The sequence below is a fragment of the Mycobacterium sp. NTMscope_Eco_3 genome (genome assembly GCF_976985685.1).
Map to the genome: position 1 here is coordinate 1 of NZ_CDRJYZ010000002.1, position 23,401 is coordinate 23,401.

The 23,401-nt window shown below is 66.1% G+C and carries 19 protein-coding genes and 4 pseudogenes; 15 read left to right on the forward strand and 8 right to left on the reverse strand.

What is annotated here, in order from left to right:
• Positions 1–89: 89 nt before the first annotated feature.
• The 7 genes from AC0KTM_RS28395 (at position 90) to AC0KTM_RS28425 (ending at position 7,984) form a co-directional block, all read left to right on the forward strand.
• Positions 90–830, forward strand: coding sequence for a TnsA-like heteromeric transposase endonuclease subunit (locus AC0KTM_RS28395; protein ID WP_099459185.1), 741 nt, complete (start codon positions 90–92; stop codon positions 828–830).
• A gap of 5 nt (positions 831–835) precedes the next feature.
• Entirely contained in the window at positions 836–2,911 is a 2,076-nt protein-coding gene (locus AC0KTM_RS28400) for a Mu transposase C-terminal domain-containing protein (RefSeq protein ID WP_224860251.1), read from the forward strand.
• Entirely contained in the window at positions 2,899–3,924 is a 1,026-nt protein-coding gene (locus AC0KTM_RS28405; protein ID WP_007172501.1) for a TniB family NTP-binding protein, read from the forward strand. Before AC0KTM_RS28400 ends, AC0KTM_RS28405 begins: the two co-directional genes overlap by 13 nt.
• A 79-nt stretch (positions 3,925–4,003) precedes the next feature.
• A complete protein-coding gene (locus tag AC0KTM_RS28410) occupies positions 4,004–4,825 on the forward strand; it encodes a hypothetical protein (protein ID WP_065018912.1) in 822 nt (273 codons plus the stop codon).
• Between the two features lie 71 nt (positions 4,826–4,896).
• Positions 4,897–5,253 (forward strand): Cd(II)/Pb(II)-sensing metalloregulatory transcriptional regulator CmtR, encoded by a 357-nt coding sequence (cmtR, locus tag AC0KTM_RS28415; RefSeq protein WP_007170255.1) that lies wholly within the window; start codon positions 4,897–4,899, stop codon positions 5,251–5,253.
• A gap of 81 nt (positions 5,254–5,334) precedes the next feature.
• Positions 5,335–5,631, forward strand: a complete 297-nt coding sequence (locus AC0KTM_RS28420) for a DUF1490 family protein (protein ID WP_033718759.1) — start codon at positions 5,335–5,337, stop codon at positions 5,629–5,631.
• A 64-nt stretch (positions 5,632–5,695) separates the two neighbouring features.
• Positions 5,696–7,984 carry a heavy metal translocating P-type ATPase gene (locus AC0KTM_RS28425; RefSeq protein WP_033718775.1) on the forward strand — a complete coding sequence of 763 codons (2,289 nt, stop codon included), beginning with the start codon at positions 5,696–5,698 and terminating at the stop codon, positions 7,982–7,984.
• A 53-nt stretch (positions 7,985–8,037) separates the two neighbouring features.
• On the opposite strand, the gene AC0KTM_RS28430 is transcribed toward AC0KTM_RS28425, so the two are convergent.
• A complete protein-coding gene (locus AC0KTM_RS28430; protein ID WP_007170252.1) occupies positions 8,038–8,424 on the reverse strand; it encodes an ArsR/SmtB family transcription factor in 387 nt (128 codons plus the stop codon).
• An 88-nt stretch (positions 8,425–8,512) separates the two neighbouring features.
• Here AC0KTM_RS28430 and arsM point away from each other — a divergent pair, with 88 nt between their 5' ends.
• Both arsM and arsB read left to right on the forward strand, forming a co-directional pair.
• Positions 8,513–9,313, forward strand: coding sequence for an arsenite methyltransferase (gene arsM, locus AC0KTM_RS28435; protein WP_007170251.1), 801 nt, complete (start codon positions 8,513–8,515; stop codon positions 9,311–9,313).
• Between the two features lie 101 nt (positions 9,314–9,414).
• Positions 9,415–10,922, forward strand: a pseudogene (gene arsB / locus AC0KTM_RS28440) (ACR3 family arsenite efflux transporter).
• Positions 10,923–11,164: 242 nt separating this feature from the next.
• On the opposite strand, the gene AC0KTM_RS28445 reads toward arsB, so the two are convergent.
• From AC0KTM_RS28445 to AC0KTM_RS28455, 3 genes are all read right to left on the reverse strand, one after another.
• The gene (locus AC0KTM_RS28445; RefSeq protein WP_007170248.1) at positions 11,165–11,497 is read right to left on the reverse strand and encodes a YnfA family protein; all 333 of its coding nucleotides are present in this window, start codon (positions 11,495–11,497) and stop codon (positions 11,165–11,167) included.
• Between the two features lie 440 nt (positions 11,498–11,937).
• Positions 11,938–12,708 carry a DUF2182 domain-containing protein gene (locus AC0KTM_RS28450; RefSeq protein ID WP_007170247.1) on the reverse strand — a complete coding sequence of 257 codons (771 nt, stop codon included), beginning with the start codon at positions 12,706–12,708 and terminating at the stop codon, positions 11,938–11,940.
• 3 nt (positions 12,709–12,711) lie between these two features.
• Positions 12,712–13,143, reverse strand: a complete 432-nt coding sequence (locus AC0KTM_RS28455) for a heavy metal-responsive transcriptional regulator (RefSeq protein ID WP_007170246.1) — start codon at positions 13,141–13,143, stop codon at positions 12,712–12,714.
• Positions 13,144–13,264: 121 nt separating this feature from the next.
• Here AC0KTM_RS28455 and AC0KTM_RS28460 point away from each other — a divergent pair, with 121 nt between their 5' ends.
• The 5 genes from AC0KTM_RS28460 to AC0KTM_RS28480 all read left to right on the forward strand — a co-directional run bounded on the left by AC0KTM_RS28460 (position 13,265) and on the right by AC0KTM_RS28480 (position 18,065).
• Positions 13,265–13,561, forward strand: a complete 297-nt coding sequence (locus tag AC0KTM_RS28460; RefSeq protein ID WP_033718771.1) for a DUF1490 family protein — start codon at positions 13,265–13,267, stop codon at positions 13,559–13,561.
• Between the two features lie 55 nt (positions 13,562–13,616).
• Positions 13,617–15,986, forward strand: coding sequence for a copper-translocating P-type ATPase (locus tag AC0KTM_RS28465; RefSeq protein ID WP_089150873.1), 2,370 nt, complete (start codon positions 13,617–13,619; stop codon positions 15,984–15,986).
• 11 nt (positions 15,987–15,997) lie between these two features.
• Positions 15,998–16,336: a transposase gene (locus AC0KTM_RS28470; protein WP_033718757.1), complete on the forward strand. Its 339-nt coding sequence runs from the start codon at positions 15,998–16,000 to the stop codon at positions 16,334–16,336.
• A 331-nt stretch (positions 16,337–16,667) separates the two neighbouring features.
• Positions 16,668–17,744, forward strand: a complete 1,077-nt coding sequence (locus AC0KTM_RS28475) for an IS110 family RNA-guided transposase (protein ID WP_238955752.1) — start codon at positions 16,668–16,670, stop codon at positions 17,742–17,744.
• A 57-nt stretch (positions 17,745–17,801) separates the two neighbouring features.
• Positions 17,802–18,065, forward strand: a complete 264-nt coding sequence (locus tag AC0KTM_RS28480) for a hypothetical protein (protein ID WP_007172605.1) — start codon at positions 17,802–17,804, stop codon at positions 18,063–18,065.
• Here AC0KTM_RS28480 and AC0KTM_RS28485 read toward each other — a convergent pair.
• From AC0KTM_RS28485 to AC0KTM_RS28495, 3 pseudogenes are all read right to left on the reverse strand, one after another.
• A pseudogene (locus AC0KTM_RS28485) lies at positions 18,062–18,223 on the reverse strand (YnfA family protein); the annotation flags it as partial. The gene AC0KTM_RS28480 and the pseudogene AC0KTM_RS28485 sit on opposite strands and share 4 nt — an antisense overlap.
• Positions 18,224–18,818: 595 nt before the next feature.
• Positions 18,819–18,977: pseudogene (locus AC0KTM_RS28490) on the reverse strand (SAM-dependent methyltransferase); the annotation flags it as partial.
• Between the two features lie 7 nt (positions 18,978–18,984).
• Positions 18,985–19,910, reverse strand: a pseudogene (locus AC0KTM_RS28495) (SAM-dependent methyltransferase).
• A gap of 479 nt (positions 19,911–20,389) precedes the next feature.
• Here AC0KTM_RS28495 and AC0KTM_RS28500 point away from each other — a divergent pair.
• Positions 20,390–21,460 (forward strand): IS110 family RNA-guided transposase, encoded by a 1,071-nt coding sequence (locus AC0KTM_RS28500; RefSeq protein ID WP_192579510.1) that lies wholly within the window; start codon positions 20,390–20,392, stop codon positions 21,458–21,460.
• 993 nt (positions 21,461–22,453) lie between these two features.
• Here AC0KTM_RS28500 and AC0KTM_RS28505 read toward each other — a convergent pair.
• Positions 22,454–23,401, reverse strand: a complete 948-nt coding sequence (locus AC0KTM_RS28505) for an esterase family protein (RefSeq protein ID WP_047324133.1) — start codon at positions 23,399–23,401, stop codon at positions 22,454–22,456.

A 23,401-nucleotide genomic window follows, 5' to 3' on the forward strand; every position in this document is an offset into this window, starting at 1 on the left:
GACATCCGATGTGATGTATTGCCACCGTATCTGCGGTATCGGCGTGTCTTTGCCAATCTATCCGAGGTACCGCCGGTAGCGTTGTTTAGGTGAGTGTGGCGCCGGCGGCGCTATGGCCGCAGGTCAACGGTGGCGTTGAGGTGGAATTCAACTCCTCCGGGGGTTCTTCGCGCTTGCCGCTGGCGGAGTGTGCCGCAGTGGCCTTTGAGTTGGACTGCTCACCCGTGCGTGGTTTCCCAGCGTTTCGCGGGCAGGGCAATTATCCAGGCCTGTGGTGGTTTTCGACGACTCGTGAGCACGTTGGGTACGAGTCGTGGTCGGAGCGTGACCATTTGATCGCGCTGGACGCCGATCCCGCGGTGGTTGGTGTTGCGTCGCAGCCGTTCCGGCTCCATTGGGGTGACGGCAGGCACCACGTGCCTGATTACTTCGTGCGGTTGTCCGACGGAACGGCGACGGTTCTTGACGTGCGGGCCGATGACCGAATATCGGATGCTGATGCTGAGTTGTTCGACCGGTCCGAGCAGGCGTGCCGTTCCCTGGGATGGGCCTATCGGCGAGCGGGCGTTGCGGATCCGGTCGTGACGGCGAATTTGCGCTGGTTGTCTGGGTATCGGCATCCACGGGTGTACCGCCCGGCGGTCGCCGCAGCGTTGGAGGCGGTGTTCGACTCGGCGCGGCCGCTGATGACCGGGGTGAGACCGGTCGGTGAAGCGATCATGGTGTTGCCGGTGCTGTTTCACCTGTTGTGGCACCGGCGACTGGGCGTGGATCTTTCCGCGGCTGTCTTGACCGAGGAGTCGATCGTCGGGCCCGCGTTGTCACGATGACGGGTATGCGGTCGGGTGTCATCCGCGAGGGCGATGAAATCCGGTTATCCGACGGCGTATTCACGGTTGTCACACTTTCGGGCAGTTCAGCCAGGCTGACCGATGCGGTCGGCGGGCAGTCGGTGGTACCGCTGTCTCGGCTGCTGGGCGACCCGGCGTTGGAGTTGGTGTCAGGATCGCGACCGGCTTTGTGTTCCGAAGAAGCGTTGGCCGGGGTGCCCGAGGCTGCCGCCGAGCGGGCCCGCTGGTGGGAACGGCACTTGATCGAGGTGTTGACGGGTCGACGGGTTGATTCCGAGGCGGGTAGCCGGCCGCGGCCGGAGTTCGATCCGGCGTCGCGTTCGTTGCGGCAGCGCGAATTGGCCAAGCTCGCCGAGCTGCGCTCGGCTGGCCACGAGATCAGCTTGTACACGTTGCAGCGGCAACGCTATGCCTACGAACGAGACGGCCTGCTGGGGGTTGTGGATCGCCGGCACATTCCCCGGCGGGCGATGTTCGGCCGCGTCGACGAGCGGCTGGTGGCCGCAGTGCGGCAGGCCATCGATGACGAGACCGACGTGTCGACCGGGACGGTGAGCCGCCTGCAGCGACGGGTGACCAAATCGCTGGTGGCTCAATACGGTGCCCAGGACGCACCGGCGATGCCGTCTCAGCGGACGTTCTATCGTCTGGTGAAGAGGCTGTCGGAGGGCCGGCACACGTTCGGGTCCGCGCGCACCCGGCGTTCGTTGTCCAAACAGCCCGACGGCCCGTTCGGTGCGCTGACGGTGGCGCGCCCCGGCGAGGTGGTCGAGATCGATTCGACCCCCCTGGATGTGCGGGTGGTCCTCGATGACGGCACGGTGGACCGGGTCGAGCTGACCGGCATGGTTGACGACGCGACCTGCTCGATTCCGGCCGCGGTGTTGCGGCCCACGACCAAAGCGGTCGACGCGGCGCTGCTGCTGGCCCGAGCGTTGACGCCAGAACCGATGCGGCCGGAGTGGTCCGATGCGCTGCGGATGTCGCGGTCGGTGCTGCCGTATCGCTGTTTGACCGGCGTGGATCAACGGTTGGCCGATGCGGCCGCCCGGCCGGTGATCGCCCCGGAGACCGTAGTGTGCGACCACGGGAAGGCGTATCTGTCGCAAACCTTCCGGCAGGCGTGTTGCACGTTGGGGATCAATCTGCAGCCCGCCCACCCGGATACGCCGACCGACAAACCCAAGATCGAGCGGACCCTGCAGTCGGTGGCCACCTTGTTCGCCCAGCATGTCGCCGGGTATGTCGGCTCCAGCGTCGAGCGGCGCGGCAAGAACGCCGAACAGGACGCAGTGTGGTCGATCGTGGAGCTGCAAGCCCTGCTGGATGAGTGGATCGTCGCGGTATGGCAAAACCGGCCCCACGACGGCCTGCGTGACCCCGTCACCCCGGGCAAGGCGTTGACGCCCAACGAAAAGTACGCCGCCTTGGTCGAGGTCGCCGGGTATGTTCCGGTGCCGCTGTCGGCCGAGGACTACATCGAGTTACTGCCGTCGTGCTGGCGGCGCATCAATTCCTACGGGATCCGGGTCAACAACCGCAGCTACGACGCTAAGGCACTCAACCCCTACCGCCGCCAGCACTCGGGGGTGGAATCCAAGAAGGGCCAGTGGGAGGTGCACTACGACCCCTACGACGTGTCGCGGATCTGGGTGCGCAACCATCACGACGAGGGCTGGCTGGCCGCGACCTGGACGCATTTGCGCAGCCACCCGGTACCGTTCGGCGAATTGGTATGGCAGCATGCGCGGTCCGTGCTGGCCCAGCGCGGATGCGATCAGGCCACCGAAGCCGAGATCGCCCGCGCGGCCGATGACCTGCTCGACCGGGCCGCGCAAGGCCCCGCCCCCACCCGACAGGAATCCAAGGATCGCAGGGTGGCGGGTCGAACGCGAGCCACCGCGACACCGGCCTGGCCCCGCCCGCCGGATACCGCAGAACCCTGCGATGAGGAGCCGCCGCCAGGCGGTGACGAGGACGCCGACGACATCGAGATCGCCCAAGTCATTCCACTACCGGTGTTCGATGCACGCAAGGAGGCTGAATCGTGGCGGCTGTGAACACTTTTGCCCCGGTGAGCCAACTCGAGGACCGGCGCCAACCCACCACCACGCTCGAGGGTTGGCGCCGTTTCGTCGATGCCGATCCACCCGAGTTCACCCTGTTACCCGATGAGCAGTGGAGCACCCTGTCGGAGACCGAACGGACCAACTACAACGAAGCCCGGGTAGCGCATCACAGTGAACTGGTCGTGGTCACCACGTCGGCGATCCAGCGCATCACCAACGAAGGCCGGCTGCTGACCCTGCTCAACCAACGCGAGATCGGCGCCCGGCGCGGGCTGATCATTTCCGGGGCGGCCGCGACCGGCAAGACCACCGCGGTCAAACAACTCGGCCGATTCCACGAACTGCGTATCAGGACACGATTCGCCGACAAGTCCCGGATCCCGATCGTATACGTGACCGCGCCCCCGAAAGGCTCGGCGCGCAAACTCGCGATGGAGTTCGCGCGATTCCTGGGCCTTCCGCCGATGCAACCGCGGATGAATGTCACCGATATCGCCGACGCTGTCTGCCAGGTCCTCATCGACGCCCGAACCGACATCGTGATCGTCGACGAGATCCACAACCTCAACCTCGATACCCGGGCCGGCGAGGAACTGTCCGATCACCTGAAGTACTTCACCGAACACCTGCCCGCCACGTTCGTCTACGCCGGCATCGACGTCGAGCGCTCCGGTGTGTTCACCGGCACCCGCGGACGCCAGCTCGCCGGGCGCTGCGGTGTGATCAACACCAGCCCGTTCCCGTACGCCGGGGAATGGAAGTCGCTGGTGGCCGCGATGGAAGGCACCCTGCGGTTGCACCATCACACCGCGGGAACGCTGGTCGCCGAAGCCAAATACCTGCATCGACGCACCGGCGGAATGATCGGCAGCCTGGCGCACCTGATCCGCTCGGCTGCGATCCGCAGCATGCTCGACGAAACCGAGAACCTCACCAGGGATCTGATGGACACGGTGCTCATCGACTACGCAGCCCAAACATCGGCGCAACGCCATGCCAGCTGACGTATCAACCCCACCGGCGTGGCCGCAGGGGCCTGCCGCGCCACTACCGCGCACCGTCACACCGTTTCGTGGCGAAACGGTGCAGTCCTATCTTGATCGGCTCGCGCACGCCAACCACCTAGAACCCCGAGGTCTGCGGCGCTACCTGGCCGACGGTCCAGCGATCTGCCGTCCCCGGCCGGACTGGTTGGCAACCGCCAGCGGCCAGCCCGTGGGCATCCTTCACGCCCGGCTCATCGGGCTGGCCGCCCCCGACCGCGACACCACCCGCCAACGCCGCCACGCCCGGCCCGCATGCCGCCTGTGCATGGCACGCCGCGGTGTCTATGAGCCGGTCTACTGCTGGTTGCCCGACTACGCGACCGTCTGCTGCCGCCACCGCCGATGGATCGGTGCAGGCACCTCCACCCTCGACGATCAACGCGATCTGCGCTGCGCCCCCGCGGTGATCGCCGCAGCGCAGCGCCATGCCCGACTGGATCGGTGTCACGGCGACGCTGCGCGCTTCGCGGTCAGGGATGCCGCGCGGATTCACCGCTGCTGGGCACGCAGCACCAGCCCGTTTACGCTGCCGCCTGCCCGCGCCGACGCCGACACGCACATCGGCGCCTACCCGGACCTGATCGCCTTGGCCGCCATCCTGGCCGGCGCTCATCGCCGGATCTGGGGCACCGCGCCAGCCACACCCGCCCGTGCCCGCGCCGTCGATGCGGTCTACGTCAACGTCAGCGCCCGGTTTCCCCAGCACCGCGACCAAACCCGCCCCATCGAACAGTGGATCCACGATCAACAACTCAGCGCCACCCGCCGCGCACACCACTTCGACGCGTGGAAACCACGACCAGGTCAATCCCCGCGATCACCGTGCCCGGCTGGGCCAGCTGGGCGGCGTCAGGGCTGACGGCGGCGTGTGGAGCCATGGCACAATTCAGCCCTTGCTGACATATCAGTATCGGCTGTACTGTTTGGTGCATGCTGACGTGTGAGACGCGGGAATCGGCGCTGGCTCGGCTGGGCCGAGCGCTGGCGGATCCGACGCGGTGTCGGATTCTGGTGGCACTGCTCGATGGGGTGTGCTACCCGGGCCAGTTGGCTGCGCAGCTGGGGTTGACACGGTCGAATGTGTCCAATCATTTGTCGTGTTTGCGGGGCTGCGGGCTGGTCATCGCGACCTATGAGGGCCGGCAGGTTCGCTACGCGCTGGCCGACCCTCACCTCGCCCGTGCTCTGGGCGAGCTGGTCCAGGTTGTTTTGGCGGTGGATACCGACCAGCCCTGTGTCGGCGAGGACGCCGCATCGGGCGCAGCCGAGGCCACCGTTGGTCGATGACCATCAGTGGCAGCGATCCGGTGACCTTGAAGATCGCGGTCGCTCAATCGTAGTGAGTTGGCAGAACAGAAGGGATAAGCAGTGGCTATACATGGGTTCGTGGCCAAAGCAGCCGGGACAGTGTTCACCGGGCTGGTCGGGGTGAGCGCCTACGAGGTGCTGCGCAAGGCGGTGGGCACGGCGCCGGTTCACCGGGCAGCGGTGACCGTGACGGAGTGGGGACTGCGCGGAACTCGGAGCGCAGAGGTAGCAGCGGAGTCGGCCCGGCTGAAAGTCGCCGACGTGGTCGCCGAAGCCCGCGGACGCATCGGCGACGATGCCCCTCGGCCGCCCGCCGCCAAGGCTGACGATGACGACTGCTGCCAAGTGATGGGTTAGCCGTTTTCACGGGGAAAGGTCGATTGTGCCTACTGCTGAGGTTTCCTCCGATCACGGGGCCGCGCTGGTTGTCGTGTCTGCGGGTGCGCGACGAATACGGGTGCGTGCTAACTGGTTTCGGTTCGACGCGGTGCGGGCTGTCGCGATCGAGGACTCGGTCGCCACGGTGGCTGGTGTGGATGCGGTCCGCGCGTATCCGCGCACGGCTTCCGTGGTGGTCTGGTATTCACCCGAGCGCTGCGACACCGCTGCCATTTTGTCGGCGATCGCCGCCGCCGAGCACATCCCTGCCGAGTCGGTGCCCGCCCGGGCGCCGCACTCGGTCGAGGGAGGCAACCCCGGTGTGGTGCAGAGAATCCTCGACTGGAGCGAGCGGACGCTATCCGGCGAGCAAGCTGACAGGGTTTCACAACGACCAGTGCAACGAAGCGATGGCTGCTGCGACCACGACGACAGCCACCCTGAGTCGGAGCGGCTGTGGGGCGTTGTCAAGCTGCGGCGGGCCGCGTTCTCCGGGGTGGTGCTGACAGCCTCACTGGTGACGGCGTGGCTGACTCCATTCGGGCCGGTGGCGTTGGGATTGAAAGTCGTGGCGCTCGCGGTGGGCGCTTCGACGTTCGTGCCCTCAACCGTTAGGCGACTGACCGAGGGCCGTGTCGGTGTCGGCACGTTGATGACGATCGCCGCGCTCGGCGCTGTTGGACTCGGTCAGGTCGGCGAGGCCGCGATGCTGGCGTTTTTGTTCTCCATCAGCGAGGGTTTGGAGGAATACGCGGTGGCCCGTACCCGCCGCGGCCTGCGTGCTCTGCTGGCGCTGGTGCCGGATCAGGCCACGGTCTTGCGCGCAGGTGTCGAAACCGTGGTGGCCGCAGCCGAACTGCGCGTCGGTGATCAGATGATTGTCAAACCCGGGGAACGCCTGGCCACCGACGGCATCATTGTTGCCGGGCGCACCGCCCTGGACGTCTCGGCGATTACCGGCGAATCGGTGCCGGTAGAGGCCGGACCCGGTGATGAGGTGTTCGCCGGGTCGATCAACGGGTCCGGAGTGCTGCAGGTGGAGGTCACCGCGACCGTTGAGGACAACTCGTTGGCGCGAATCGTGCAGATCGTGGAAGCCGAACAGGCCCGCAAGGGCGCCAGCCAGCGCCTGGCCGATCGGATCGCGCAGCCGTTGGTGCCGGGCATCATGATCGCCGGGGCGCTGATCGCCGGGACGGGCAGCATCTTCGGTAACCCGCTGGTGTGGATCGAACGCGCTCTGGTGGTGCTCGTCGCCGCGTCCCCGTGCGCGCTCGCCATCGCCGTGCCGGTGACCGTCGTGGCGGCAGTCGGTGCCGCCTCGAAGATCGGGGTACTGATCAAGGGCGGTGCCGCGCTGGAAGCCCTGGGCACCATCAGTGGGATCGCGCTGGACAAAACCGGAACTTTGACCGCCAACCGGCCCACCGTCATCGACATCGCCACCACCAACGACGCCACCCGCGAAGAGGTGCTGGCGGTCGCGGCCGCGCTGGAAACCCGCAGTGAACACCCGCTGGCCGCGGCCGTCCTGGCCGCTACCCAAGCGCCGGTGGCCGCCGCGAGTGACGTGCACGCCGTTGCCGGAGCTGGGCTGACCGGCCACCTCGACGGGCAAGCCATCCGGCTGGGCCGGCCCGGCTGGATCGACCCCGCCGACCTCGCCGATCACGTAGCGCACATGCAACAAGCCGGGGCCACAGCGGTGCTCGTAGAACGCGATGACCGGCTGCTCGGTGCCATCGCCGTGCGCGACGAACTACGCCCAGAAGCTCCCGAGGTCATCACCGCGCTACGTGCCGGCGGCTACCAGGTGACGATGCTCACCGGCGACAATCACGCCACCGCGGCGGCGCTCGCCGCCCAAGCCGGCATCGAGCACGTCTATGCCGAACTGCGCCCCGAGGACAAGGCTCACCTGATCGCAGAACTGGGCGCTCACCGGCCCACCGCGATGGTCGGCGACGGCGTCAACGATGCTCCGGCCCTGGCCGCCGCCGACCTGGGAATCGCGATGGGCGCCATGGGAACCGATGTCGCGATCGAAACCGCCGACGTCGCCCTGATGGGCCAAGACCTGCGGCACCTGCCCCACGCACTAGCACATGCTCGACGCTCCCGGCAGATCATGGTGCAAAACGTCGGACTCTCCCTGGGCATCATCACCGTGCTCATGCCGCTGGCGATGTTCGGAACCCTCGGCCTGGCCACGGTCGTACTGGTGCACGAGCTTGCCGAAGTCGTCGTCATCGCCAACGGCGTACGCGCCGGACGCATAACGCCTCTTGCGGGGCCAGCACGAGACACCCGGCGGCAGGACAACTCAAGGTAGCGGCGGCCGTCACTGAATCCGAGGCATCGCAGGTCAGGCCCTCAAGCGCTGCCTCAGCCACAACGACAACGGACAACAAACACCCCGCCGAGCGCATCCAGGGCCGCGGGCACCAGCCGGTAGTACGCCCACTTGCCGCGCTGGGTTCGGTCGAGCAGGCCGGCCTCGACCAGGATCTTGAGGTGATGCGACACCGTCGGCTGGGATAGCCCCACAGTAGCGGTCAGGTCGCATACACACGCCTCGGCGCCCTCATGGCCCGCGATCATTGACACAAGCCGTAGCCGGGTCGGTTCGGCCAGCGCCTTGAGCACGCCGGCCAGCCGCTCGGCGGCGGCCGCGTCGAGTACGCCGTCGGTGATCGGGCTGCAGCACGCCGCAACGTCAGCGACCAGCAACGAGTCATCGCGTTCGGTCGGGGAGGCGATCGCGGCGGGCATGGCCCCAGTATGACACACGCATTGACAGTCATCGATGTTTCCCGCACACTGCTCACATAGATGTCTGTCGATGGAAAGAGTAGGTGCGATGACCGCCGAACACAATGAGCTGCGTGATCAGGTCCGGGCCAGCTACGGCGCCGCCGCCACCGCGATCAGCGGGGGCGCTACCAACAGCGATGTGCTGACCGCCGCGAGCTGCTGCGGGTCCAGCGACTCAGCCGATATCGGGACCATCTTCGGCGCCGGTCTCTACGGCGACGACGAGCACTCCGAGATTCCCGCTGAAGCGGTTGCGGCCAGCCTGGGTTGCGGTAACCCGACCGCGGTCGCTGACTTGCACCCCGGAGAGCGGGTGCTTGACCTGGGTTCTGGCGGCGGGATCGACGTTTTGTTGTCGGCGCGCCGGGTCGGCCCGGACGGGTTTGCTTACGGCGTCGACATGACCGACGAGATGCTGGCCTTGGCGAGGCGGAACGCCGAAGAATTCCGAGCCAAGGCCGGTGTCACCAACGTCGAGTTCCGCAAGGGCACCATCGAAGACATCCCGCTGCCCGATGCCGCCGTCGATGTGGTGATCTCCAACTGCGTGATCAACCTGTCCGCCGACAAACCGGCCGTGATCGCCGAGATGTTCCGGGTGCTGGTCCCCGGCGGGCGGATCGGGATCTCCGACGTCGTCGCCGAAGACCACCTCAGTTCGGCCGAGCGCGCCGAACGCGGCTCCTACGTCGGCTGCATCGCCGGAGCGCTGTCCCGCCAGGAGTACCTCGACGGACTGGCCGCGGCCGGGTTCACCGATGCCACGGTCACGTTCACCCACCAGGTGGCCGAAGGGATGCACGGCGCGATCATCCACGCCACCAAACCCGCCGCATCGTCTGATTGAGACAGCCGCAGCGAACGACCGCGCCACCGCGCCCCGACCCACCTCACGTTGACAGCTGCCAGTGAAGCGGTACGCCGCTCGCGCCACGGGAGAGAAACCTCATGAGTGACACCGCCATATCGACTGCTGCACCCGCAGTGGCCGCCAAGCTGTCCACCCTGGACCGGCTCTTGCCGGTATGGATCGGGGTAGCGATGGCCGCCGGCCTGCTGCTGGGGCGGCTGGTGCCCGGCCTGGGCGCGGGCCTAAGTGCCATTGAGGTCGACGGAGTCTCGCTGCCCATCGCCCTTGGGCTGTTGGTGATGATGTATCCGGTGCTGGCCAAAGTCCGCTACGACCAGCTCGGCGAGGTCACCGCCGACCGCAAACTGCTGGCGTCCTCGCTGGTGTTGAACTGGCTGATCGGGCCGGCGGTGATGTTTGCCCTGGCGTGGCTGCTACTTCCCGATCTGCCCGAATACCGCACCGGGTTGATCATCGTCGGGCTGGCCCGCTGCATCGCCATGGTCATCATCTGGAACGACCTGGCCTGCGGGGACCGCGAGGCCGCCGCAGTGCTGGTCGCGTTGAACTCGATCTTTCAGGTTCTCATGTTCGCCGCGCTGGGCTGGTTTTACCTGTCGGTGCTGCCGGGCTGGCTGGGCCTGTCCCAGACCGGGATCGAGGTCTCCCCGTGGCAGATCGCCAAATCGGTGTTGATCTTCCTCGGCGTCCCACTGTTGGCCGGGTACCTGTCCCGCCGCCTAGGCGAACGCGCCAAAGGCCGCACCTGGTACGAGTCGCAATTCCTGCCCCGCATCGGCCCCTGGGCACTCTATGGACTGCTGTTCACCATCGTCATCCTGTTTGCCCTTCAAGGTGATCAGATCACCTCCCGGCCTTTCGATGTCGCCCGCATCGCGGTGCCGCTGCTGGCCTACTTCGCGATCATGTGGGCCGGCGGCTACCTGCTCGGCGCCCTCCTCAACGTCGGGTACGAGCGCACCACCACGTTGGCGTTCACCGCTGCCGGCAATAACTTCGAACTCGCGATTGCCGTCGCGATCGCCACCTACGGCGCCACCTCCGGGCAGGCCCTGGCCGGGGTCGTGGGCCCGCTCATCGAAGTACCGGTGCTGGTCGGACTCGTCTACGTGTCCCTGGCGCTGCGTACCCGCCTCTTCGGACCCGAGTCCCAATCACGCAGTGCCCGCTGATGGCCGACAAACCCAGCGTCCTGTTCGTCTGCGTGCACAACGCCGGTCGCTCCCAGATGGCGGCCGCACTGCTGATCCACCAGTCCGGTGGCCGCATCGAGGTCCGTTCCGCGGGCACCGAACCCGCCGACCAAGTCAACCCGGCGGCCGTTGCCGCGATGGCCGAACTGGGCATCGACATCACAGCCAACAGCCCCGCGGTGCTCACCGCCGACACGGTGCAAGCCAGCGACGTCGTGATCACCATGGGCTGCGGAGACACCTGCCCATACTTCCCGGGAGTCACCTACCGGGACTGGAAACTGCCCGACCCCGCCGGCCAAGCCCTTGAGGTCGTCCGCTCCATCCGCGACGACATCGCCAACCGCGTCCAGACCCTGATCGCCGAACTGCTACCTGGCACCACTACATAACCCAAACCCACAGTCACCGAAACCTGTTGCGCCACTGAGATCCCCCCGGGTTATCCAACGCGGCAACGGCCCATGAAATGCTGGTCGACTGTCTGGCCGTACCCGGGATCGATACGGCGATCGCTGAGCGTGCCGGCCCGTCTCCGTCACCGTCGATACTGATCGGCGGGGCCGAGGTGATGCGTCCCGATCCGCCCCCGATGGGTCGGTTTGGGCCTGCCCGGCCGCCACGTGATGCTGAGCTAGTGGCCGCGAGGGGCGTACATGATCACGGCAACGCCTACCAGGCAGGCCAGGGCGCCGATCACATCCCAACGGTCGGGTCGGAACCCGTCGAGGGCCATGCCCCACGCCAGCGAGCCGGCGACGAATACGCCGCCGTAGGCGGCCAAGATCCGGCCGAAATGGGCATCGGGCTGCAGGGTGGCGACGAACCCGTACATTCCTAGCGCGATGACGCCGAGTCCCGCCCAGAGCCAACCACGTTGCTCGCGGACGCCTTGCCAGACAAGCCAGGCACCGCCGATTTCGGCGACCGCAGCCAGGACGAATAACAGGATTGAACGCGCCACCATGATTGCTGATCTTAGGAGACCGTGCCGGGGCATCGGGGCGTCCCCGGCTTCCGGACGCGGCAGCCCCACAACCCGATCGTCGACCCGTGCGCGTACCCGTGACAGACACCTGCCCCGCACACCATACTCAGAGAGCCAACCCACGGGAACCGACGTGAACACGGCAATGCGTTGGCGTTCAAATCGAATGCCGCACTGCCGGTTCAGTCAGTTCTTCGAGAACTGGGCACTCGGCACTGGACCCGCTCACGCAGGCAGCACCGGCATCCTCGATCAACCCCGCAATACTGTGCTCAAGCGCACGGATCTGAGGCGCCGCAGGTCAAACGGCCAGCAGCGCCTCAGATCAAACGACAGCGGACAGCCAGATCAAAATGTCGCCGCTAAAGCGCAGGGGCGGGTGCGTGGTTGTGTCGTCGTCGTCATGACTTAACTCCTCGCTAGACAAGGTTGATGACCAACGCGGGGTGCACCAGCAGCACAACGCCAAGGATTACGAGCACCGCCCCCGTGACGCGCGTGAGCCAATCGCCGAAGGAGGCGACTCGCTCCAGCCAGATCACCACCGAGAGCGCCAGCATCCACGCCAATTGCATGGTGCCGAAGGCGATCATGACTACGAACAGCATCCAGCAGCTGCCCAGACAAAAGACGCCGTAGCGCCCACCGGCACGAAGCGCCCGGGCCGGGCTGTCGTGGTACTTGCCGCACGGCGGGGAAACCGACAATGGCCAGTAGCAGTGCCGCAGGCACGCTGCTTTCAGCGGCGTGAGCTGATAGATCCCGGCGGCCAGCGCTATGGCGCCGGCCAGGCGGCCGACCCACGGTGATCCGTGTGCCAGTGGCCCGTTGAGGTGGCTCCACGCCCAGAAGGCGGGGATCCCGGTGGCGCTCCACAGGGCCAGGTATCCGGCGACGAAGACGATCGCTGGAGCGGCGCTGCCGGTGGCGGCGCGGGCGTAGGCGCGAACGACGGGCAGGACCGCAGGAAGCATCATCGCGGCCATCATGGCCACCCACGCGATGAGGAAACCGGCGAACGACATCATTGGCGCGGTCTCCATGGGCATTCCTGGCTCGGTGTCCATAGACATGGCGTCGCCGGTCATGCTGACCACTGACCACCACCAGCCCACCCCCGCCACACCCAGCAGGGCGGCCGGCAACCACGCATCAGTCCATGACCACTCACGCATTTCGGTGCTGTTCATGGTCTAGTGGCCGGGACCGACGGTGGCGTCGGCATCCAGGTCGCTTTCCAGAATCCAGCACACCGTGGACTGGTCATGTTCGGTGGGCGCGGCGTGCGCCGCGTGGTCGAGAAGGGTCTGCAGGTGGCCTTCGAGGGCGACCAGTTCGGCGATCTGCGCGCGGACTTGGTCCAGACGGGTGTGCAGGACCTGTTGCACGTGCCCGCACGGCACCTCACCGCGGTCGTGGATCGCCAGGATTTGGCGCACCTTCTGCAAGGTCAGCCCGGCGGCTTGGCCCCGATGGATGAACCGCAGCCGATCCACGACCTCGGGCCCGTAGTCGCGGTACCCCGACGCCGTGCGTGCCGGTGGCGGGAGCAGCCCCGCGTTCTCGTAGAAGCGAATGGTTTTCGCGCTGGTATTGCTGAGTTTCGCTAGTTCGCCGATCTGCATGGAACCCATCCTTGACCTTCCACTGTACTGGAAGGTCAAGGATGGGTTCGTGTCGCTCCGCAGCGACCGTGGCCGACTGGTCACCGTTTGGCGGTGCAACGACGGGAAGGGAGTGCTTGGTATGGCGTGGCATGGGTTCTTGATGAAGGCGGCGCCCACGGTGGTAACCGGGGTGGTGGGGGTTGCGGCGTATGAGGCAGTGCGCACGGCCGTGGCGAAGGTTCCGTTGCGCACGGCAACCGTTGCTGTGACCGCGTGGGGCATCCGGGCCGCCCGCGAAGCGCAGCGCACGGCCGAAACGAACACGGAACAGATCCGATTGACGGTCGCCGACGTGGTTGCCGAGGCACGAGAGCGCGCCGGAGAGGACACCGAACCGGCGATCGTGACGAGCCCGGGCGACGGCCATGACGACTGAGGTCCTGCCGGCCGCCGACGCCACGGCGACGGTCGTATCGGACGCGTCCGGGCGGATGCGGCTGCGCATCACCGGATTTCATGTCGATGCGGTCCGGGCCGTCGCGATCGAGGAGACTCTGGCCACGGTGCCCGGTGTGCAGGCGGTGACGGCCTATCCGCGCACGGCATCGGTGGTGATCCAGTATTCGCCGCAGCGCTGCGACACCGCGGCGGTGCTGTCGGCGATCGGCGTAGCCGAGCACATCCCTGCAGAGTTGGTGCCCACCCGTGCCCCGCATTCCGGCGATGCGCGCACCCCCGGGGTGGTGCGCAAGGCCATCGGTGGACTCCGCCGATTACTGGGCGCCCGGCCCGATAGCGACGCGCCGCGCGACACCGAGGGTAGTGGCGGCTGCGGGCAGGGACAGGGCGGTGCGTGCGGCACGGCGTCCTCGGGTGAACTGAACAGGCGTGAGCAGCGGAACTGGTTGCGGCGGTTGTGGCTGGCCATGCCGTTGGCGCTGCTGGCGTCGGTGTCGACGATGGTGTTCGGCGCCTATCCGTGGGCGGGGTGGTTGGCGTTCGCGGCGACGGTACCGGTGCAATTCGTCGCCGGGTGGCCGTTCCTGCGCGGCGCGGTGCAGCAGGCGCGGGCGGGAAGCGCCAACATGGACACGCTGATCACACTGGGCACATTGACCGCATTCGGCTACTCCACGTATGAGTTGTTCGCCGGTGGCGCACTGTTCTTCGAGACGGCGGCGCTGATCATTGCGTTCGTGGTGCTGGGTCGCTATTTCGAGGCCAGATCCACGAGCAAGGCGTCGGAGGCGATCGGCAAGCTTTTGGAGATGGGCGCCAAGGAAGCCTGCCTGCTCGTCGGCGGGCAAGAAATTCTCGTGCCGGTTGATCAGGTACAAGTCGGAGACCTGGTACGGGTACGGCCTGGGGAGAAGATCCCGGTCGACGGCGAGATCACCGACGGGCGCGCCGTCGTCGATGAGTCAATGCTGACCGGCGAGTCCGTCCCGGTCGAAAAATCGGTGGGCGACCGTGTTGCCGGTGCGACGGTCAACATCGACGGGCTGCTGACCGTGCGCGCCACCGCCGTCGGCGCCGATACCGCGCTGGCGCAGATTGTGCGCCTGGTCGAGCAGGCACAGGGCGGCAAGGCGCCGGTACAGCGACTGGCTGACCGGGTCTCGGCGGTGTTCGTCCCGGCCGTCGTCGGGGTTGCCGCGGTGACGTTTGCCGGGTGGACGCTGATCGCCGCCAACCCGGTCGCCGGTATGACCGCCGCGGTGGCGGTGCTGATCATCGCGTGCCCGTGTGCGCTGGGCCTGGCCACTCCCACGGCGATCACGGTCGGCACCGGCCGCGGCGCGGAGCTGGGGATCCTGGTCAAAGGCGGCGAGGTGATGGAAGCGTCGAAGAAGATCGACACCGTGGTGTTCGACAAAACCGGCACGCTGACCCGCGCCCAGATGCGGGTCACCGATGTGATTGCCGGCAAGCGGCGCCAGCCCAATCTGGTGCTGCAGATCGCCGCCGCGGTCGAGTCGGGCTCCGAGCACCCCATCGGCGCGGCGATCGTCGCGGCCGCGCGCGAGCTGGGGTTGCAGATTCCGGCCGCCACGGCGTTCGCCAGCCTCGCCGGCCACGGGGTGCAGGCCCAGATCGACGGCCGCACCGTGCTGGTCGGACGTCGCACACTTGTCGACGACCACGAGCTGCTGCTGCCTGAGCACCTTGCGGCGGCGGCCGCCGAACTCGAAGAGCAGGGCCGCACCGCGGTGTTCGTCGGCCGCGACGACCACGTTGTGGGCGTGCTCGCCGTCGCTGACACGGTCAAGGACGACGCCGCCGACGTGGTCGCTCAACTGCACGCCATGGGCTTGCAGGTCGCCATGATCACCGGCGACAACGCGCGCACCGCCGCCGCGATCGCCACACAGGTCGGCATCGATCACGTCCTGGCTGAGGTGCTGCCGCAGGACAAGGTCACCGAGATCGAGCGGCTACAAGACCAGGGGCGGGTGGTCGCGATGGTGGGCGACGGCGTCAACGACGCCCCCGCGCTGGTGCAGGCCGATCTGGGCATTGCGATCGGCACCGGCACCGACGTGGCCATCGAGGCCTCCGACATCACGCTGATGTCCGGCCGGCTCGACGGTGTTGTGGAGGCGATCGCGCTCTCGCGGCAGACGCTGCGCACGATCCACCAGAACCTTGGCTGGGCCTTCGGCTACAACACCGCCGCGATCCCCCTAGCCGCACTCGGTCTGCTCAACCCGATCATCGCGGGAGCGGCGATGGGGCTCTCCTCGGTCAGCGTGGTCACCAACTCGCTGCGGCTACGCCGCTTCGGCCGCCACACCCGACAAGGATCGCCCCAGACCGCCCACATGGTGGACATCCCAGATAGCGCGACGTGGGATTCGTGAAGCCAGTAGGTATGCCACAACATCGGCGCTCATTCACCCCGCAGTATCGAGTCACGGCCGCGCACATGGTGATCGACGGGCAGCGGCGAGTCGCTGAGGTAGCCCGCCAGCTAAACGTGGACACGAGCCTGCTGCATACATGGGTGCGCGATGAGCGGTGGCTGATGTCCCAGGCCCGCAGCGGTGACGGCCAGCGGCCAGATGTCGCTGGCGAACAGCCGCTTTCGGTCCAGGAGCGAGCGGATTTGGTCCGGCTAGGGCAGACCGCAGCCGAGCAGGCGCAAGAAATGGCCGGCATAGACGCGTCTCGGCACACTTTGCGACCGCAGCAGCGGCGAGCCGCGGCTTGAACTCGCCGCAAGGGAGTGCGCCTGCCACGGCGTACCCGAAATCGCCGAGCTACCGGGCGCGTCGAACTCCGGCTGCAACTGTCACCGGGTCGCGAAAATTGACAGTGATCATTGTTTCGGAGCTTGGTGGCGGGCCTGGCCCGAAAATTGACCGGCGCCGGATGGCTGCCTTTGAGTGGGATCTGCCGGTCCGTCACTGAGCCCATGCACCCGTTGAGGGCGTGCTTGGTGACCTTATAGGAGCTTGTCGTAGCAACGGGGCCCATCACTGTCTTGTCCCATCGGCCCGCGCTCAGGGTGCTGTCCGTATCAGTACCACTGAAGGAGGCCAATGCCTGCCGCATCGACCGCTGTCTTTGTCGGGGTCGACACCCACGCCGATACGCACCACGTTGCTGTCATCGACCAACTCGGACGCCACCTCGGCGACCGAGAATTCCCCGCCGATCCGGACGGCTACCGCAGCCTCCTGGACTGGATCTCCTCGATCGGATCGGTCGCCGGTGTGGGAGTGGAAGGCACCGGAACCTACGGAGCCCAACTGGGCCGGGTGTTGACGGCAGCGGGCCTGGCGGTGCTCGAGGTCAACCGGCCCGACCGTGCGACCCGGCGCGCCAATGGCAAGTCTGATCCCGTTGATGCCTACGCAGCAGCCCAAGCGGTAGCCTCCGGGCGAGCCGACAGCGTTCCGAAATCACGAGACGGCATCGTGGAGTCCATCCGTTGTCTTCGCGTGGCTCGGCGATCGGCAGTCAAGGCAAAGACTCAGTGCATCAACCAGATTCGCGGACTGCTGATCACCGGCCCGATGGACTTGCGTGAGCACATGAAACCGTTGGGAACCGTTGCATTGATCCAGGCGCTGTCGCGTCTGCGCCCCGGAACAGACCTCTCGGCGCCAGCGGCAGCGATCAGACTTACGCTTCGATCCCTGGCTCGCCGCCACCTGGCGCTCAATGACGAGATCAAAGAGCTCGACATCGTCTTGGATGAGCTGACCACCACTGCTGCTCCAGGTCTGCTGGCCAAGACTGGCGTCGGCACCGAGGTCGCCGGACAACTGTTGGTCAGTGCCGGCGACAACCCCGAACGGCTTCGTTCCGAGGCCTCCTTCGCCCATCTCGCCGGTGTTGCTCCTATCCCGGCATCCTCGGGACGCACGAACCGCCACCGGCTCAACCGGGGTGGCGACCGGGCAGCGAACAAAGCACTTCACACCGTCGCTGTCGTGCGGCTGAAATATGACGAACGCACCCGCGCCTATGCTCGCCGGCGAACCGCCGAAGGACTGTCAAAGAAGGACATCATGCGCTGCCTCAAACGGGCCATCGCCCGCGAGATCTACCAGGAACTCACGCGCCCAACACGATTCACACCCACACCCGAAGACCCAGCGGTCAGCCCTTGACAATCTATAGGAGCATCCCACCTGAGATGCTAATGACGGGTGTTGGGAGACCGTGGGATGCGGATTGAGATTCTGAGCAGCCCGGGCTGTCCGAACGCGGCAACGGCCCATGAAATGCTGGTCGACTGTTTGGCCGTGGTCGGGATCAACACGGCGATCGTTGAGCGGGTCGGACCCTTTCCGTCACCGTCGATACTGATTGACGGCACCGATGTGATGCGTCCCGATCGGCCGCCGACGGGTGACGTCTGTCGGTTGGATCTGCCCAGCCGTGACGTCATACTGACCGCGCTGCGACGGGCGATTGCGGCCGAAAGCTAGTGGCCGCGAGGAGCGTACATGTTCACGGCAACGCCGGCCAGGAAAACCAGGGGCGCCAAGCACGTCCCAGCGGCCGGGTCGGAACCCCTCGAGGGCCATACCCCACGCCAGCGAGCCGCCGACGAACACGCCTCCCCGTAGGCGGCCAGGATCCGGCCTATTTACCTCAGATCAGATGACAAACCACCCGCAACAGGATCGCCATTTGATCTGAGGCACCGCAGGTCAGACGCCCGCACCTGCCTCAGATAGAACGACAACGGACAGCCAGCGGCGACGATGGTCTGGTGCGCAGCGACCGGCGACCCGCTTCGCGGTGAATCTCTAGAAGCCGGTGTCGATCTTCTCCTGAGCGAACCCTGGTGTTGCGGCGGCTTGCCCCCGGCGGCGGGTGTAGGTGCGGGCACCTCACCGTGTCGGCGTCCAGCACCAATCATGCTTGTCTAGCAACGCGTTTTACGCGCTATCATGGATAATCTACATTATCCATGAATAGGGCCGCGGGCCGGCTCATTACTTGCTGAGGCATGACTGGTGCCTCCGGAGACAGGCCGGCGTCGTTCGCAGCACTCCTCGCTCACCGCGGCGCACGTAAGCGACGCACAATACGAAGGTTGGGTCTGGGTCCGAATCCGCAACCAACCGATTCGCGCTCCACACCCGATCACGCAACAGCGGTCACCCGCCATCGTCGAAGCCTTCCCCGAACTCGAGCCGTCGGGGGCTTCGAGTTCGCCGTCGCGCAGACGGACGAAAGTCGACGCCCGCGGCGCGTACCAGCGGGTCGGCGAACGGGTCGTTGATCAGCGGCTCGGGTTCGATGCTGGCCAATACGCGCGGTGCAGCCACTATCGTCGCCGCCGCCCGCACGCTGGAAGCTAGATCCCGACTGTCGCTGTCGCTGCGTGCCATGGTGCTCCTAGTTCAGGTCGGCCCTGAGATAGACCACTTCGGCGAACGAGGCATCTGCAGCATCGATCGGTGGCAGCCCGCTCTCGGCTAGCATGTCCGCGTTGCTGCGGACAGCGGTCTCCCACGCACGGGTGGCGAAAAAGGCAGCCACGTCCGACCGACCGCCGAAATACAGCAGTTCAGCAAAGTCGAGATCGAAACCGAGTTCTCGCCACCAATTGGACTGGTTCCCCGTGCGCCGCCGGAATTCGTCCTCATCGAGGTCATCGGCGTTGGTGGGATGCCAGTGGGTGGCGAAGCGGCTGCCAGACACGCTGAGCTTTACCACCTGGTCGAGCAGCCGGTCCTGAGCGTCGGCAGGCAGGTAGCCGAGCAGCCCTTCGGCGATCCAGGCGCTCGGCAGCGCTGGATCGAAACCGGTCCGTTGCAGTGCCGCCGGCCAGTCGTCGCGCAAGTCGATCGCCACCGTGCGCCGATCCGCCATTGGCTGTGCGCCCAGTTCGGCTAGCGTCGCGGTCTTGAATTCAATCACCTGCGGCTGGTCGACTTCGAACACGATGGTGCCGGGCGCCCACGGCAACCGGTAGGCGCGGGCATCCAATCCTGAGGCCACGATGACGGCTTGCCGGATGCCGTCCCGGGCGGCGTTGAGAAAGAAGTCGTCGAAATACTTGGTGCGCACCGCCATCCAGTCGATCATCGCCCGCATGCCTTTTGCCGCGTCGGCGCGGAGGCCTTGGAGCTCACCGGTGGCGAGTTTGGTGCAAAAATCAATCCCCACCCGGCGGACCAGCGGCTCGGCGAATGGATCGTTGATCACGGCGTCGAAGCTCTGCCGGCCGCCGCTCGTGCGGCAGCCGCAACGGTGGCTGTGGCCCCGACGCTGGTCGCCAGGTCCCACGTGTCGCCGTCGAACCGCGCGCTGCCTGCCATCGCTACTCCTGAACATCTGGGTACTTAGCCAACGTAATGATCTACCGAAACTGTACGCCTCGCTGCTGACCGCCGCTGCCGACGCTGTTATTCTCGCGAGATTCGGGCCAGTCACGACCGGCACTGGCGGCGTGGGTTCGTCCGGTCACCCGGCGCTCGACTTTCGTCTGATCCTTTAAGCCCGCTGCGGCTCGGTCCATCAGATCCCGGGCGATGACCGCGATTTCGGCTTCCTGGGCCTTCTAAGTGCCCATGCAGTGGCTACCGTGCGGTCAGTGTCAGGGTGAGGTGCCGCTTGTTGCGGTGGTTGGATCCTGATCACCTGATGTTTGGCTCGTACCGTCGGTGCCGCCTTCGGGTTGGCGTGCATACGTTTTGTCGGCATCAGGTGTGAAGGACCGGCCGGCGTGACTTGATAGGAGCGTGGCATCCGCCCCCACTGAGGTTTGTCCGCCGACCGGCCCAACCGTCACCTCACAGTGAAGGAGGCAACCACCATGGTTGTTGTTGGAGCCGATGTACACAAGCGCACCCACACGTTTGTCGCGGTCGACGAGGTCGGGCGCAAGATCGGCGAGAAGGTCGTCAAAGCCGTGACCGCGGGCCATGGCGAGGCGGTGATGTGGGCTCGGGAGCGCTTCGGCGCCGATGTGGTGTGGGCGATCGAGGATTGCCGGCATCTGTCGGCCCGGTTGGAGCGTGACCTGATGGGCTTTGGTCAGTCGGTGGTGCGGGTGCCGCCGAAGCTGATGGCCCAAACTCGGGCTAGCGCGCGTACGCGGGGCAAGTCTGACCCGATCGATGCGCTTGCCGTTGCGCGGGGATTCTTGCGTGAACCCGATCTGCCGGTCGCCTCGCATGACGAGGTGTCACGTGAGTTGAAGTTATTAGTGGATCGCCGGGAAGTCCTTGTGGCGCAACGCACGGCGACGATTAACCGGTTGTTGTGGCGGGTGCACGAACTTGATCCCGAACGCGCCCCGAAGTCGCGTTCGTTGGATCTGGCCAAGCACCGCCGCATCCTGGGTGACTGGCTAGACACCGTGCCCGGGTTGGTAGCCGAGTTGGCTCGTGACGAGCTGGCTGATATCAGCCGGCTCACCGAAACGATCAACGCCTTGGCCAAGCGGATCGGACAGCGAGTTCGCCACGTCGCCCCGGTGCTGCTTTCTCTTCCGGGCTGCGGGGAGCTGACCGCGGCCAAACTAGTCGGCGAGACCGCCGGCGTGACCCGGTTTAAAAGCGCGGCTGCCTTCGCACGTCATGCCGGAGTGGCGCCTGTCCCGGTGTGGTCGGGAAACACTGCCGGCCGGGTCCGGATGACCCGATCGGGCAACCGCCAACTCAACGCCGCCCTGCACCGGATCGCCGTCACCCAGATCCGCCTCGACGGCCTCGGACAGGCCTACTACCGCAAGCGGCTCACCGAGCGTGATTCCACCGCTGAAGCTTTACGTTGCCTCAAACACCGCATTAGCCGCGTCGTCTTTCATCACCTGCGAACCGACGAACAAAACCGTCAACAGCCTTGCCACCCGGCAGCGGCTTGACATAGGAGAAACGTGTGGCGCCACAGCGCCACGCCGCACGGCACGGGCGAGATCCGCAGGTGCGTCCACGTCGCTGCCAGCCAGGCGTCGTCGTGGCGATTACGTACCCAGACCCTCGACAAGTCATAGGGGTCGTGGTGCACTTCCACCGCCAGTTGTGGGCATCGACATTGTGCGCGCCGTCGCAGACGCTCCCGACTCGGCATCGCCGATTGATGCCGTCGCTGCCCTGTCGGCCTCGAAGCCAGACTCTCGTACTTTGAGCCCATCACCCAGTCGGCGGCGCGCCAATGCCAGGCTGTTATTACTGCCAACACGGGGCTTCAGGAGCGGGACTAAGCAAGTATTCCGGCCTCGCCGCAGGGATAGCCGATGCGTTGTGCTAACGCGGCGTGGGCGGCCTAACCGCGAATCTGACTGCAATGGCAGGAGTCGCGGTTTTCGAGGTCGCCGTCGAAGGAAGGCTGGATCGACAGCACCGATGGCCGCGACCTTGCAAAACACATCCGCGAGTCATGCCGCAAACTCAAGGCGCTGGCCTCGGGTGGCTGACCTGCGCAATGGGCCTATACCGGCATGTCGGCCTAGAAACGCAGCCGCTGGCACGACGTCGATGGATGCAACTCGACCTGCGTGGCGCCGCCGAGCAAAGCGACTCCCGCCCCGATCATTTAATTCTGCGGCCACTAACGACGGTCAAGGTTAGCAATACGATGGAAATGAATATGCGCGGTTACCGGTTAATATCACTGTTTTCACCTGAACTAACGTGATCTAGCCCTCTTCCGGTACCGGCGGGCACCTCGCGGCGGACCGATTCGATCAGCTTGGTCATGGCTTTCTTGCCGCGACGCGGCAGAACGTGCATCTGCCACGTAGCGTCGAGGCGAAAATGCAGCCGATGCGTGACCGTAACGGTTCGAGCGAACCCCAATAATGGGGTGCGTCAGGATATTTCATCCTGGATGTATCCGGCGTGAGCTGGTGGAGGTATCACGTCGCTGATCCTGCACGGGCGCCGAGGGTGGCTTGCATGTCGGGTTTCATCGCCGACAACTGCGCACCCCAGTAACCCCAGCTGTGTACGCCGTTGTGGTCGATGTTGAACGTGGCGTTATGACCGCCGGCCCCGGTGTAGGCGTTCTGGAAAGCGATGTTGCTTTGCAAAATAACCTCTTCGATCACCTGGCCGGGCAGGCTTCCCTGGCCGATGGATTCCGACGGTGTCCCGTTGCCGCTGTAGATCCACGATCGGGTGTTGTTGCCGGCCAGGCGCCCGGCCTGCACGGTGGGGTCGTTGCGCTGCCAGCCGGGGCCACCGGTCGGCCCCCACATGTCCTGGGGGTTGAAGCCGCCCTCGTCGTTCATAGCGAAACCGATGTAGGTCGGACCGCTGCCCTGGGAGGGATTCAGCAAGGCCGACAGCGCGCCGGCGTAGGCGAACTGCCCTGGGTGATAGGCCGCCAAGATCAGCGCCGAGGAGCCCGACATAGATACCCCCACCACGGCATTGCGGCTGGACCGAACACCTCTGCTTGAAAGGTATGCAGGCAGCTCGCTGGTCAAAAACGTTTCCCACTTGTAGGTTTGGCCATTTGCCGAGCCGTACCAATCGGCGTAGAAGCTCGAGCGCCCGCCGACCGGCGCGACCACCGATATGCCCGAACCGGCGTAGTCGTTGAATGCGTTGGTTTCGATGTCCCAGCCGCTGCGGTCGTCACGGGCACGCAAACCGTCGAGCAAATACACCGCCGGCGCTCCACCGCTTTGAAATTCCACGGTGATGTTGTGGCCCATCGATGGCGAGGGCACCTGCAGGAATTCGGGTCCAGCCGCCCGAGCCGGCAGCGCAGTGCCGATGGACCCGATCACTGCCGCCAGCACAGCAGCTGCGGTCGCCACGCTCGTTGGTCGCCATCCACGCTGTAGGTCGGTACCCAT